Raw genomic sequence first — 12,888 nt, 5'->3', positions numbered from 1 at the left:
CCACCTATACCTTTGTGCTCGTCAACACACTAACTGCCAATTCATCTATTTTTTTATAGCATTTTCAAGCTCAGCCTTAAAATTTTCAAACCAAGTTTTAAAATTTTTATCATTATTAAATTGTGCTACTGCATCCTTCTTAGAAGTTCCACTTTTTACTAATTCATTTATTTTATTTGAATCTTCTTTAGCTTTATCAAGCATTGAATATTCAAGTATTTGTCTAGCTTTAGTTCCACCATCAAATGCTTTATTAGTATATAAATTACAACTGTTAATCTGTTCAATAGATGAGGCTATTGAACCTTCAACTTTATCAGATAAACTCAAATTATCTTTCTTCATAACTTCTTTTATAACATCCAAATCATTCGTTTTTTTCTTTACTGGTAAGTATCCAGAAGCAATAGAGAATTTTATATTAGGTTCTTTATCTGTAAACCATTTTAAAAATTCTACTGATGCATATTCTTCTTCTTTAGTAGATTTTGTTACAGCCATTCCTGCACCTTGTTGTACAGCATATTTTCCTTCTCCTTTAAAACGTGGTGCTTGAAAAACAGATGTTTCAATATTATAACTCTCATTATCATTTAGCATTACTCTATCTGGAAAGTATGCTGCTCCTGAACTAGAACCTACAAGAGCTAATATATCACCTGTTTTTGCATCATCAGAACGAAACTTACCATAAGAAGCAAAATATCCATTTATATATGGTACATAGAAATTATCCCATAGTTTTTTCATAACTTTTTCATCAATATTTAGTGTAACTTTACCATCTTTAACAGAAAAAATTTCTACTCCTAGTTGTTTACTTCCTATAATAATATAATTTGCTAAAGCATCTCTTCCAAAAAATGCTTTACCATCATTAGGCTCTTTCGTTAAACTATCTGTCCATTCATAATATTTTTTTGATGTCTCTACTAATCCTTCAATTGTTTTTATATCATTTATATTTGAATTTGTAGCTTTTGCAAATTTATCCCAATCAGTTTTATTTAACATCAAAATTTCAGTTGATTTTGCAATTGGGAAAAGTTTAAACTCATCCTTAGAATTTATTCTGCCTTCTTCTACATATTCGTCTATGTATTCATTTAATTCTTCTTTACTTATGTACTTATCCATATCTACTAGTAACCCTAATTTATCCATTTCATATGCAGTATCTGAGTATGCTGCAAATATATTTGGTACATCTTCAGAACCAACTTTTTTATTTGCAGAATCTAAAACTTTCTCTGATAAATCAACTACATTACCTTGACTGAATGCTTCAACAATAATTCCTTTTTCAGCACCTACAGTGTCATTAAATTCCTTAACAAGCTTATCAAAAGCCATTTTCTGCTGTCCATTATAATAATGCCAAATTTGTATTGATGTCGGATTTTCTGGGTCTAACTTATAATTATCTTCCTTCTTTAAACTACATCCTGTAAGTAATAAAACAATCATTGATGTGATAATTAATTTTGCAAACTTACACCTATTCATAAAATCTACTCCTTCAAATTATAAAATTTATAATAGCATTAAAACTGTAACTTCACTATTTATATTAATTATAGAACGTTTATTGATATATTTAAACAGGATTTACAACATATTTAAAAGCAATTAAGAAACATACTATTACAAATATAGAAAATAAAGCTTTTACATAATTTTTATTTCTAAATGCACCAAATGACACCAATCCTTGTTGAATAGCTACTGTAATTACTAAAAGTATCATTATTATATTAAGTTGAACCAGTTTAAATAAGTAAAGCAATGAAAACACTACTAGAAGTACACATAATACAATACTAGATTTATTAATAATATCATCAATCTTATCTACCTTCTTAGATTGCTTATTAATTTTATTTAATTTTTCTTTATTTAAATTCTCAACTTTTTTATTATACCTTTCTCTTGTTTTATCTTTATATTTAGTATTTTTATTTTTATTTCCCATTTATTTTCCATCCTCTATAAATTTTTTAATTGAGCTTATACATTATTTAAATATTATATATTTAAGATACCATATATTCCTACAAAAAGGTAACTTACTATGTATCTATTTTTGATTTTCGCATAAAAAAGCCATCTCCTTTAGAATTAATTCTGTATTGAGACAGCTAATTTAACTATTTATCCTTTGAAACATTTTCTACATTATCATATTTACTATCAACTAAAACTATATCAACTCTTCTATTTTTTGACCTACCTTCTTCAGATGAATTTTCTGCTATTGGTCTAAACTCACCATATCCTACAGCAGATAATTTATCTGGTGCTATACCTGCATTGTCAATAAGAAGTTGAACAACATTGGTTGCTCTCATAACTGATAAATCCCAATTTGACTTAAACTCTGAATTTTTTATAGACATATTGTCTGTATGGCCTTCTACTCTCATGTAACTATTCATTTCATTTAACATCTTACCTATTTGAATAATCTTATCTCTAGAATTATCCTTCACAATAGCTTTCCCTGTATCAAATAGTATTGTATCTTTAAGGCTTATTACTAATCCTCTATCTTGAACTCTTAATGATACTGAATTAGCCATACCATTTTCGTTTAAATACTTCTGAATTTCTTCACCAATTTTTTTAAACTTAGCATTTTGTAAAGTATCTAAATCATTACTTCCTGGTTCAACTACTGGTTCTATCTTGCTATTACCACCTTCAATAACTCCAGAAGAACCACCAAAAGCAGAATTTAGAGATTGAGATAATTGTTTATATTTCTCCGCATCAACATTACTCATAGAATACATTATTACAAAGAAAATCATAAGTAATGTTATGAGGTCTGAATAAGTTAAAAGCCATCGCTCATTGTTTTCTTCTTTTTCATCTTCATCATACAACATAAACATTCCATCCTTTTATATTATTCAGCTCTACCACCAATTTCTTCAAGTTCAATTAGTTCTTTTGAATTTAAAAATATTTTTAATTTTTCTGTCATTAAATTAGAATTATCACCCTCAAGTATGGATAATATTGCTTCTATCACCAAAAGTCTTTCACTTACTTCTTGTTGATTTATAGCCTTAAGTTTTGATGCTATTGGTAACCATATTAAATTGGCAGAACCAACACCATACAAAGTAGCCAAAAATGCAACAGAAATTTGAGGTCCTAATGCATCTGGATTACTTGAAAGATTACCTAAAATATGTACTAATCCCATAACTGTACCTATTATCCCCAGTGTAGGTGCATATCCACCTGCTGAATCAAAAATTGCTATTCCTTCTTTATGTCGTTTTGATGTTATCTGTATCTGTGATTCCAATATATTTCTTATAGTAACTGCATCCACTCCATCTACCATAAGTTCAAGCCCTTTTCTAATAAAAGGGTCTAATTCATCATTCTCACTTATTTCTTTGTCAATACTAAGAAGCCCCTCTTTCCTAGCCTTTGTTGCAATTTCTTTGAAATAGATTATATTTTCTATGTTATTAGGCTTTTTATTTTTAAAAGCTAATAACATTATCTTTATAGACTTTTTAAACACAGGGAATGGAGTCGAAGCTCCAACAGCTCCTATAGTTCCACCAAACACAACAAGTGCTGATGAAAATACAAATAATGCTCCAACATGTCCCCCATCAATAACAAAAGCAACTACCAAAGATGCTATCCCCACTATGAAAAAAATTAAAGTTGTCATCTATTCCCTCCTTTCTTTAGTTATACATATCTAATCATTTATGACATTATAAAAAGACTATCTTTAATAAAAATAGCCTTTAATAATTGGCGGAGAAGGAGGGATTCGAACCCTCGCACCGGTTACCCAGCCTAATCCCTTAGCAGGGGATCCTCTTGAGCCACTTGAGTACTTCTCCATATCTCTATACTAGTAAATTATATAATAAAATCATATTTTAGTCAATTGTTTTATAAAATTTGAGTTATTTTGAATTATTAAACATCTATTTTTACTTTTTTGCTTAAATGTAAGTTTTAAATATGGTAAAATTATCTTGCATAACACTTATAATATTATTTGATAAATATACATACATTAACAAATATACCTAAACTCTGACTTAATAGATATAATAACAGGTGTTGGTGGTAAAGCTCTTGGAGCATTTCCAGGTTCTGCATACCTTTGTGCTAAAGAGAGTATTTTACAAAATATTAAAGAAAATCAATGTAAGAATGTGTATCTTAATCTTTATAAACACTATAAAGTTGCTAAATCATCTTCTCAAACACCAAATACACCTAATGTTACTTTAATATTTGCCCTTAATGAAGCTTTAACTGAGTTTTTGGAAGATGACAGTAAAATAGAAAGATACAAAGAATGTTCTGCTATTTTAAGGAATGGTATGGAAGAATTGGGTCTAACATTTTTACTTCCAGATAAGTATATGTCTAATACAGTAACATCTGTATTTCTACCTAAAGAAATCAATGTAAATGAGTTTATATTAGGGCTAGAAAGGGAAAGTGGCTATGTTGTCTATCCAGGAAAAGGCAAATTCCTAGATGCTAACATATTCCAAGTAGCAAATATGGGAGAAATATATCCAGAAGATTGTTATAAATTCTTAGATATCTTAAAATCAAAATTGGAGATAAAAAAAGTTATATAACAGTTTGTTTGTAAAATCCTACAATATATCAGTATAAATTAAATAGACTGATTTTTTTAAATTTTCCTATAATAAATTATATTTTATATTTTTGTATAAGGGTGAACTATAATATGTAAAGTTCACCCCTATTTCAAATCTTTTTCCTTCAATATAATCTTTTTCTTTTAATTTATTTTATATTTTTGACATAATTATTCTTACATTTAATTGTTTTTTATTTTTGACGCAATCGTTTTTTATTCAGTCATTTTATATTCTTGATACAATCATTCTTACACTTAATTATTTTTTATTTTTGACACAATCGTTTTTTGTTGAATCATTTTATATTCTTGATACAATCATTCTTACACTTAATTATTTTTTGTTTTTGACACAATCGTTTTTTATTCAGTCATTTAATATTTTCAACACAATCATTCTTACATTCTATTATTGTTTGTTTTTGATACAACTGTTTTTATTCAGTCATTTAATATTCTTGACACAATTATTCTTACATTCTATTATTGTTTATTTTTGACGCAATCGTTTTTTATTCAGTCATTTAATACTTTCGACACAATCATTTTTACATTCTATTATTGTTTGTTTTGATACAACTGTTTTTATTCAGTCATTTTATATTTTCGACATAATTATTCTTACATTCTATTATTGTTTATTTTTGACGCAATCGTTTTTTATTCAGTCATTTTATATTTTCGACACAATCATTCTTACATTCTATTATTGTTTGTTTTTGATACAACTGTTTTTATTCAGTCATTTAATATTCTCAACACAATTACCTTTTCATTCAATCAAAGTAATCTTTAAGCATTATTTTTCAAGCTCATCAAAGTAATTATATACGATAACCTCACCTGTCTCTTTATCTGTAGTCTTTATAATGCCCTTAGCTCCATTTACCTCTTCTTTTGTAAATTCATCATCTAGCACAACTTTGAATTTATCTTCCTTTCCATAACCTTGTTGAAATTCATCTCTCAAAATTGCATTTTTTTCTGCTTTTGGCTTCAACTCAAATTCAATTCCAGATTTCATTTCATCAAAATAATTTAATACTACAACCTCATTATTCATTTTATTAGTTGTCTTTATAATCCCTTTAGCTCCATTTACTTCTTCTTTTGTAAATTCATCATCCAATGTTATATTAAATTTGTCTTCTTTTCCATATTCCTCTTGAAAATCCCTCTTCATTTCATTGTATTTAGTTTCAAACTCTTTACTCTTGTTTAATTCCATAGCTGATACATTTGTCAATGATGCTCCAATTGCCATTACTGTTAATGCCATTACTATACCACTTTTAAATTTTTTTACTTTCATATCTTACCTCCTAAATTAAATGTTCTCAATGAAATTATATAAAGAAAATCCTAAGTTTTACAGTTTCATTCTTGTAACTAAAATTACTATTATGTAACCAAACTTTTTGCTTCAACTATTCCTTAAAAGTTGCTTTTTTGAGGAATAGTTGAAGTTAAATAATTAGATTTTATCTATATTTATAGATTTAAAATCAAATTTATCCATATAAATAAATACTTATTTTTGCAAAATAAAAATTTTTAATTACTCCAATCCTTCTTATTTACTTAAAATCCTATGATAAGAAATTTAAAAGTCTTTACCTTCTTTAACAATAATTTATTTACTTTTAACATACAAAATATAGAGAGTATATCAAAATCATTTTACTGAATATTCTAAAAATAAGTACCCCCTATTAGTATATATATTTACATATTAAAAAAAAGTTTTAAATAAAGTTATATTTTTTACAACAGTTTTGTAATTAAAAACATATTGAAGGTAAATTTAAAGGTACTATATACTATAAATATGTCGACACAATAAATTTAAAAAGGAGAACTAAATATGAAAAAAAGATTAATAATAATGATATTGTCTGTTGTCTTAGTACTATCAAGTATACTTACGATATTTGCATATTCAAATATTAAATATAATAATAATAATAAATTGATATATTCTAATATGATAGATAAAAAAACTCAAAATAGTGTAAAGGAAATCCTAAAAGAAAATAAAATTAATGAAAAAGACATAGATACATTTATTAAAGCAGTCAACAATTATAATAAATTGCAAGTTAAAATACTTCAAAATAATATAAATATATCTAAATCTGGATATTCTTCAATCAATGCAAAACAAGTTCCATATAACCTAGAAAAATTGCAAGATAATTGGGTGAAAAAATTCCCTGATTATATGGATGTAAATTGTAGAATAACTGCTTTTAGACTTTTTAAAGATTTTATAAATTCAAATAAGAAATTTACTGGAGACTCTATTGACTTGAATGTCGACTTGGACACTATAATGAATAATAAAGATGCTAAATTTAGCACCAAAGATGTAGAAAAATTTATCAACTTCTTTTCTGCAATACCAGCTAAAGATACAGATGATACAATCAAAATTTCAGAACAAATAAAAAATGAATGGAAAAAAAGAAAAATATCTTTTAAAAATAATAAAAATATATCTATTATAAATGGATTTCTTCGTTATCCAGAAACTAAAAACGTATTTATAGGTCATACAGGCATATGCATTAAAACTAAAAATGGCATTCTATTTTTAGAAAAATATGGTGTTACATCACCTTATCAAGTTACTAAATTTAAAAATAAAGAAGATGTAAAAAATTATATGTTTAATAGATTGAAGATGTCAGAAGGTGAAATTGAATTACCTGACCCTATAATAATGGAAAACGATAAACTTATGAAATAATAACTTTAAACGCAAAATAGTATTTATAATTACTAAGTCAATATAATAGAGAAGGTCTATAGATTTGTGTAAATACAAGCTTATCTACAATCTTATATAAGAATGTTTATATAAATAAGATAGATTAATCCTAAGTCCTATTATTCTATTGAATTTTATTATTATTTTATTTAGATTCTATTGTTATTTTACTTAGAACTTATTATTATTTTATTTAAGTTCTATTACTATTTTCAATCATATAAATTTACAAAAGACTGTACATAAATTTATTTTATACAAACTTATCTACAGTCTTTTGTGTGAATATATCTAAATAATATCGTATTTATTTATTTCCTCTGCACAGTGAGAATCAGAACCTAAAACTAATGGAATATCGTATTTTTTTACCAACTCTAATAAGTATCCATCTATATAAGGCTCTTTGCAGTACTCTTTTCTATTTCCAGAAACATTATAATCAAGTTCATAACCTTTTTCTTTAATTAACTTTATTAACTCTTCAAGAATTGTATTTCCTTTATAATCGTATGGAAATACCTGATTAAACTTTCTAACTAAATTTAAATGACCTATTCTTTTTGGTTTATGTATACCTAAATCTGAATTTACAGCTTTTATCAATGTTTCATAATACTTATTATAAACAGCTTCAATACTTCCTAATTTGTCGATTAAATTTTGAAACTCCTCTACACTGTAATCTACACAATAATAATCATCATCAATCTTAATTATATGTACTGATAAAAGAGAATCCTCTAATTCCTTTCCATATTTATTTAAATTCTCCTTTATCCCTTCTTCGTATCCTTCTATAAAATCCACTTCCGACCCAACATTTATCTTGATTTTACCCTCATACTTTTCTTTCAACTTCTTGACATCATTAAAATACTTTGGTAAATCTTCAATACTCATACAACTATCATTTTCAGGAGCAGGGTCTCTAAATCCATTTGCATACGGAAAATGTTCTGTAAATGTCATTTCTGTTATTCCAACATCCATTGCTCTTTGTACATATTTTTCAAAATCATCCTTACTTCCATGAGGACAATAAGGTGAATGTATATGACCATCTTTCATAAATAATTCACTCCTTTTTTAAAGAAAAAATCTAATATAAATGCATAAATCTTTTAACTTCAAAATAATATTTTTAATCATGCTAATTTTTATTATATCTAATATTAGAGTAATTTTAAACTGCCTTTTAAGTATCTTATCATTAGTACTATTTTCAACTTAACATTAATATTATTTTTTAACTTAACATTAATATTATTTTTTAACTTAACATTAATACTATCTTTAAATAGTAATACTCAATATATAATTACTTAACATAAAATAACTCAAATTGCTTGATGAGGCTTTTGCAGTATTTAAAGAATATATAATTATTTAACATTAAATAATCCAATCTTGTAATAAAATTTACTCATTAAAGTATATTACAGAAAATACCTCAAAATAAACTTTTTAGTTCATGAGATACTCTTTTTTACATGAAATTAGATATATTTTTATCATTTCAACAATGAAAGGGAGGCTTATATCCATCTTTAGACAACCCCTTAGATAAAATTTTTAATAATTAAACATCACAAAATATAAAAATCGCTTATATCAAACGTATAAGCGATTAATTATATTTACATATGTTTTTTAGCCTCTAACAACATTTTATTAGCTTCTTCCATATACTCTATAGCCTTTTCAATACTCTTTGCTGTTTCTTCTTTTCCAATAGCTCTAGCCTTTTCAACCCACTCTCTAAATCCTTCTTCATGAGTTTCATTGTGATTTATCCAATGTACTAAAAGTATTTTTAAAGTTTTTTCATCCTTAGACTCTGATGATTCCTCATGACTATGTTCGTGGTCGTGGTCGTGAGCATGGTCATGTGGATGTTCATGACATATATCTCCATGAGTATGTTCGTGGCAGTGGTCATGGTCATGATGTCCATGATGATATCTTACAATCTCTTTATCAAAAATCATTAGTTATTCCCCCTGTTATTTTATATTAAACTCTTTTTTTATAAGGTTTACAGAATCTTTTACAAGTAGTGCTAATGGTTTACCTTCTAATCCAACTAACTCCACATTTTCTGGCATAATAGGTAAAAGTATCTTAAGTGCCTCACTGTCTGCAATAGCTTCACTTATATTACAAGTAACTTCTCCCATCATAGAATTAGGTATTATTACAGAAATAGGTGCAACTATTATATTTGCTTTTTTAGCTGATACTACTATAGCATTTTCCCCTGTAGCTCCTTTATTAGCATGAGCTTTCATCATAGAACTAGTTGCTATAGAATTAGTCCCTAGTGCATAAATTTCTACATATGTAGGTAACTCTTCTCTCAAAGAAGAAACTATCTGGGCTCCAATACCTCCACCCATTCCATCTATCACTGCTATTATCATATGAAATTCCCCTATTAATTAATTTTCTTGTATTATTATCTTATGGTCCATCAATCTTATTTCTTTAATTATCCCATCTATTATCTTTTGCTCTCCTAATAAATCCGTTAAATAAATCTTTCCATCACAAGGGTCTATATTAACCACATTTTCCATAACCTTTTCTAACTCATTATTACTTTTACAAATGAAAGCTGATGATTCACACATATAAATCTCCTCCTAATATGATTTTTATTAAAAATCAAAAAAAGATTCCCTTAGGTATTTCAATAAACCAAAGAAACCTTCATGATTTCAGTTTTTGTATATTATTATACCTTAAGTATATCACTTTAATTTATGTAAAGTCAATTAAAGTTAACGCTTTTTATTATACTCTTCATTCTTGTATTTTTCATATAGTTCTTTAACTAATTGCTTCTCATAATCAGTCAAATCTCCCTCCACAAACTCAACATTAAATTGTTCAGCTAATCCCTTTACTATGTTTTTCTGTAGAATATCTATGTCTATTTTTCTGCCAATTTCATTTTCTATTCCACTTGCTTTTTTAGCTGTAAATTTCATAGCTCTTTCTTTCAATTCTGGCGTCTTAGTTTTTATTAATTTAAACAATTTTTCTACATCAAAATCCAGTATTATTGAACCATGTTGTAATAAAACACCATCTTTTCTGCTTTGAGCACTTCCAATTACCTTCTTATTATTAATAGTAACTTCATATGATGCATGTGCATTAAAACATGCAGCTGATAAATTTTCCCTACTTATTCTCTCGCCTCTATTTAAATTATCTGTTTCTATACCACTTAGATTCAATCCTTTAACTAGACCTTCACTTATATATCTATAAGATAGGTTGATGCTCTTATCGATTAAAGGATTATCTTCTCCTATAATTATACTATAGGTTAGCTCATTATCATGTAATACAGCTCTTCCACCTGTAATTCTTCTAGTATAGTCTATATTCATACATCTACACTTATCTAAATCTATCTCATCTTCCAATTTCTGAAAATATCCTATACTCAAACAAGCTGGTTCCCATGTATAAAATCTAAGAGTTGGCTTATTATGTCCTTTCTTATATGCAGTAAATATAGCTTCGTCAATTGCCATATTCATTGCTCCTTCATATGATTTATTATGTATAACTCTCCACTGATTCATGATTATTACGCCCCCATTTTTAGTATAAATATATCCTAGAAATCCTCTATAGATTTATTTCTCTTATTGCTAAATCTATCTCACTTTGATTTAAAGGTCTTGAATAGTTGTATATAGTACTTCCTGGTCTTTCATTATAGTATGGTCTATTACAATCCTTACAACCTCTTATTTCAAAAGGATAGCCTTTGTTTATGTCTTTTAAAATATCATTGTCAAGCTTTATACTATTTAAGTATCCATTTTTAAACTTAAAATACTCTTTTGGATAACCTTTATTTATCATATAAGACATTAACTGTACCCTTCTATAACTTTCTATGCTTGGTTGACTTATCTTTTCCATTTTAGTTCCTCTAACTGGAGTAAATGCAAATAAACTAATCATTACATCATTTTCCTTTAAATAAGTATATAAATTGTATATATCTTCATGACTTTCACCCATACCAACTATTATATGTGTACTTATTTTATTGGGATATGATTTTGACATTTCAGTTATAAATTTTAACTTTTCATCATAGTTATTTCCTTTTATTTTTTCATATAGTTCTTTATTTGCTGCATCTATTGCTATTCCTATTTTATCAACTCCTACTGAAAAAAACTTCTTTATCTGTTCATCATTTTCTAATTTTGCAGATAGTGAAATTGGCATGTCTATCCTACCACTTATATAGTTTATAAAGTCTAAAACAGAGTTATGTGCTTCTTCACTTGCCATTGATTGAATACATATTCTCTTTATATTTTTTCCTTTATAAGCTTTTAAAGCATCTAATATTTCTTCTTTTGAAAACTCTGGCCAAATTACTCTTGATAATTTATCTTTTCTAGTACTACTTTCTATTGATTGAGAACAAAAACTGCATTTATTTATGCATTTTTCTCCAATCATTATATATGCTGTGGTAGGAGGTATATCGCTTTTTTTGTTTAATATCCCAAGTTCTATTGCTGTCCCAACTGATAGTCTAATCATAAAACGCAACACTCCTTACACTCATTTATTGTCATATTCATTTCTATAGCCTTATTCTTTGCAGACCTTGATGGTAATACTATTCTATTGACTCCACACATTATAGATAATTGGTCTAGCTCTTTTCTATACACTCCTCTTGGTCTCATACAACCTAGATTAATTTCAGTATCTGGTAAATTAATTCTAGCTTCACATAAAATATCTGCTACCCCTTCTAACTCAGGAGGTTCTACATTTTCATACTCAGTTCCTTTTGTTGGAATAAGGACTATAAATGTAAGCTTATTAGGAGGATTTTTTTGTAGGTATTCTATAATTTCATATTCACCCTTTATTTGTCCTCCTTTTAAACCAATACATATATGTGGTGCTACTTCTGTATGTTCTTGTATTGTATTATAGACTTCAATATAATCTTCTTTACTCTTTTTCATCTTATAAACTTCTCTTATTGTCTCATCATCAAACACTAAATCAAAAGAAACTATATCTAAATACTTACACAACTCTACAATGCTATCTTTATCCATAAGACCTAAATGAGCATTCAATCTATATCCTTGCTCTTTTAAGTTTTTAATGGTATTAATATGAGTATTTATAGGGACATCTCCCTCATAACTACAACCGCCACTCAATAGAAAGCTAGTTATATTCCTTGATTGTACTTTTTCCTCATATTCTTCTATTGGCACCATATTGTTTAAGTAGTGACCGTTGCAATGGGCACATTTCAAACTACATTGATTGCTTGTAGTACTAAGAGCTAGTGTCTGGTTAGGATAAGCAAACTCTATTTTATTTCCAAAATTCTTTAATTTAATATCAAATGCTATTTTCATTTTTTCAGATAGATTCTTATTCATAGTTT

The 12,888-nt window shown here is 26.9% G+C and carries 14 protein-coding genes and 1 tRNA gene; 2 read left to right on the top strand and 13 right to left on the bottom strand.

Features of this window, described 5'->3' with window-relative positions:
• Positions 1-45: 45 nt before the first annotated feature.
• The 5 genes from CDIF1296T_RS04620 to CDIF1296T_RS04600 all read right to left on the bottom strand — a co-directional run bounded on the left by CDIF1296T_RS04620 (position 46) and on the right by CDIF1296T_RS04600 (position 3,875).
• Positions 46-1,506 carry an extracellular solute-binding protein gene (locus CDIF1296T_RS04620; protein WP_009895799.1) on the bottom strand — a complete coding sequence of 487 codons (1,461 nt, stop codon included), beginning with the start codon at positions 1,504-1,506 and terminating at the stop codon, positions 46-48.
• A 91-nt stretch (positions 1,507-1,597) separates the two neighbouring features.
• Positions 1,598-1,972, bottom strand: coding sequence for a hypothetical protein (locus CDIF1296T_RS04615; RefSeq protein WP_009895797.1), 375 nt, complete (start codon positions 1,970-1,972; stop codon positions 1,598-1,600).
• A gap of 175 nt (positions 1,973-2,147) precedes the next feature.
• Positions 2,148-2,888, bottom strand: coding sequence for a flagellar motor protein MotB (locus tag CDIF1296T_RS04610; RefSeq protein ID WP_009895795.1), 741 nt, complete (start codon positions 2,886-2,888; stop codon positions 2,148-2,150).
• Between the two features lie 20 nt (positions 2,889-2,908).
• Complete coding sequence (locus tag CDIF1296T_RS04605) at positions 2,909-3,697, bottom strand: flagellar motor protein (RefSeq protein ID WP_009895793.1); 789 nt, start codon at positions 3,695-3,697, stop codon at positions 2,909-2,911.
• A gap of 87 nt (positions 3,698-3,784) precedes the next feature.
• A tRNA-Ser gene (locus CDIF1296T_RS04600) sits at positions 3,785-3,875 on the bottom strand.
• Between the two features lie 321 nt (positions 3,876-4,196).
• On the opposite strand from CDIF1296T_RS04600, the gene CDIF1296T_RS04595 reads away from it, so the two are divergent.
• Positions 4,197-4,634, top strand: a complete 438-nt coding sequence (locus tag CDIF1296T_RS04595) for a pyridoxal-phosphate-dependent aminotransferase family protein (RefSeq protein ID WP_009895791.1) — start codon at positions 4,197-4,199, stop codon at positions 4,632-4,634.
• Between the two features lie 825 nt (positions 4,635-5,459).
• Here the strand turns inward: CDIF1296T_RS04595 and CDIF1296T_RS04590 are convergent.
• The gene (locus CDIF1296T_RS04590; protein WP_003436941.1) at positions 5,460-5,972 is read right to left on the bottom strand and encodes a hypothetical protein; all 513 of its coding nucleotides are present in this window, start codon (positions 5,970-5,972) and stop codon (positions 5,460-5,462) included.
• A 552-nt stretch (positions 5,973-6,524) separates the two neighbouring features.
• On the opposite strand from CDIF1296T_RS04590, the gene CDIF1296T_RS04585 reads away from it, so the two are divergent.
• Entirely contained in the window at positions 6,525-7,409 is an 885-nt protein-coding gene (locus CDIF1296T_RS04585) for a DUF4300 family protein (protein WP_009895788.1), read from the top strand.
• A gap of 312 nt (positions 7,410-7,721) precedes the next feature.
• On the opposite strand, the gene hisJ is transcribed toward CDIF1296T_RS04585, so the two are convergent.
• From hisJ to CDIF1296T_RS04550, 7 genes are all read right to left on the bottom strand, one after another.
• Positions 7,722-8,501, bottom strand: coding sequence for a histidinol-phosphatase HisJ (gene hisJ, locus CDIF1296T_RS04580; RefSeq protein ID WP_009895786.1), 780 nt, complete (start codon positions 8,499-8,501; stop codon positions 7,722-7,724).
• A gap of 569 nt (positions 8,502-9,070) precedes the next feature.
• A complete protein-coding gene (locus CDIF1296T_RS04575) occupies positions 9,071-9,421 on the bottom strand; it encodes a DUF8180 domain-containing protein (protein ID WP_003432237.1) in 351 nt (116 codons plus the stop codon).
• 15 nt (positions 9,422-9,436) lie between these two features.
• Positions 9,437-9,853 carry a DUF3842 family protein gene (locus tag CDIF1296T_RS04570; RefSeq protein ID WP_003418377.1) on the bottom strand — a complete coding sequence of 139 codons (417 nt, stop codon included), beginning with the start codon at positions 9,851-9,853 and terminating at the stop codon, positions 9,437-9,439.
• An 18-nt stretch (positions 9,854-9,871) separates the two neighbouring features.
• Positions 9,872-10,063, bottom strand: a complete 192-nt coding sequence (locus CDIF1296T_RS04565; RefSeq protein ID WP_003418375.1) for a CooT family nickel-binding protein — start codon at positions 10,061-10,063, stop codon at positions 9,872-9,874.
• Between the two features lie 150 nt (positions 10,064-10,213).
• A complete protein-coding gene (locus CDIF1296T_RS04560; RefSeq protein WP_003436933.1) occupies positions 10,214-11,029 on the bottom strand; it encodes a lipoate--protein ligase family protein in 816 nt (271 codons plus the stop codon).
• 46 nt (positions 11,030-11,075) lie between these two features.
• Positions 11,076-12,014: a radical SAM protein gene (locus CDIF1296T_RS04555; RefSeq protein ID WP_009895784.1), complete on the bottom strand. Its 939-nt coding sequence runs from the start codon at positions 12,012-12,014 to the stop codon at positions 11,076-11,078.
• Positions 12,011-12,883, bottom strand: coding sequence for a radical SAM protein (locus tag CDIF1296T_RS04550; protein ID WP_003436928.1), 873 nt, complete (start codon positions 12,881-12,883; stop codon positions 12,011-12,013). The genes CDIF1296T_RS04555 and CDIF1296T_RS04550 overlap by 4 nt, the downstream gene beginning before the upstream one ends.
• Positions 12,884-12,888: the final 5 nt, after the last annotated feature.

Source organism: Clostridioides difficile ATCC 9689 = DSM 1296 (assembly GCF_001077535.1).
In the GTDB taxonomy this organism is placed as follows: Bacteria; Bacillota; Clostridia; order Peptostreptococcales; family Peptostreptococcaceae; genus Clostridioides; species Clostridioides difficile.
Note: the sequence above shows the minus strand (reverse complement) of the source record. Positions and strands in the feature narration are given on the sequence as shown.

What these genes read in the sequence shown, in the direction of transcription:
- CDIF1296T_RS04550 (WP_003436928.1), bottom strand. Translation starts at nt 12,883, where the DNA reads ATGAATAAGAATCTATCTGAAAAAATGAAAATAGCATTTGATATTAAA.
- CDIF1296T_RS04560 (WP_003436933.1), bottom strand. Translation starts at nt 11,029, where the DNA reads ATGAATCAGTGGAGAGTTATACATAATAAATCATATGAAGGAGCAATG.
- CDIF1296T_RS04575 (WP_003432237.1), bottom strand. Translation starts at nt 9,421, where the DNA reads ATGATTTTTGATAAAGAGATTGTAAGATATCATCATGGACATCATGAC.
- hisJ (WP_009895786.1), bottom strand. Translation starts at nt 8,501, where the DNA reads ATGAAAGATGGTCATATACATTCACCTTATTGTCCTCATGGAAGTAAG.
- CDIF1296T_RS04620 (WP_009895799.1), bottom strand. Translation starts at nt 1,506, where the DNA reads ATGAATAGGTGTAAGTTTGCAAAATTAATTATCACATCAATGATTGTT.
- CDIF1296T_RS04565 (WP_003418375.1), bottom strand. Translation starts at nt 10,063, where the DNA reads ATGTGTGAATCATCAGCTTTCATTTGTAAAAGTAATAATGAGTTAGAA.
- CDIF1296T_RS04590 (WP_003436941.1), bottom strand. Translation starts at nt 5,972, where the DNA reads ATGAAAGTAAAAAAATTTAAAAGTGGTATAGTAATGGCATTAACAGTA.
- CDIF1296T_RS04555 (WP_009895784.1), bottom strand. Translation starts at nt 12,014, where the DNA reads ATGATTAGACTATCAGTTGGGACAGCAATAGAACTTGGGATATTAAAC.
- CDIF1296T_RS04605 (WP_009895793.1), bottom strand. Translation starts at nt 3,697, where the DNA reads ATGACAACTTTAATTTTTTTCATAGTGGGGATAGCATCTTTGGTAGTT.
- CDIF1296T_RS04610 (WP_009895795.1), bottom strand. Translation starts at nt 2,888, where the DNA reads ATGTTGTATGATGAAGATGAAAAAGAAGAAAACAATGAGCGATGGCTT.
- CDIF1296T_RS04615 (WP_009895797.1), bottom strand. Translation starts at nt 1,972, where the DNA reads ATGGGAAATAAAAATAAAAATACTAAATATAAAGATAAAACAAGAGAA.
- CDIF1296T_RS04585 (WP_009895788.1), top strand. Translation starts at nt 6,525, where the DNA reads ATGAAAAAAAGATTAATAATAATGATATTGTCTGTTGTCTTAGTACTA.
- CDIF1296T_RS04570 (WP_003418377.1), bottom strand. Translation starts at nt 9,853, where the DNA reads ATGATAATAGCAGTGATAGATGGAATGGGTGGAGGTATTGGAGCCCAG.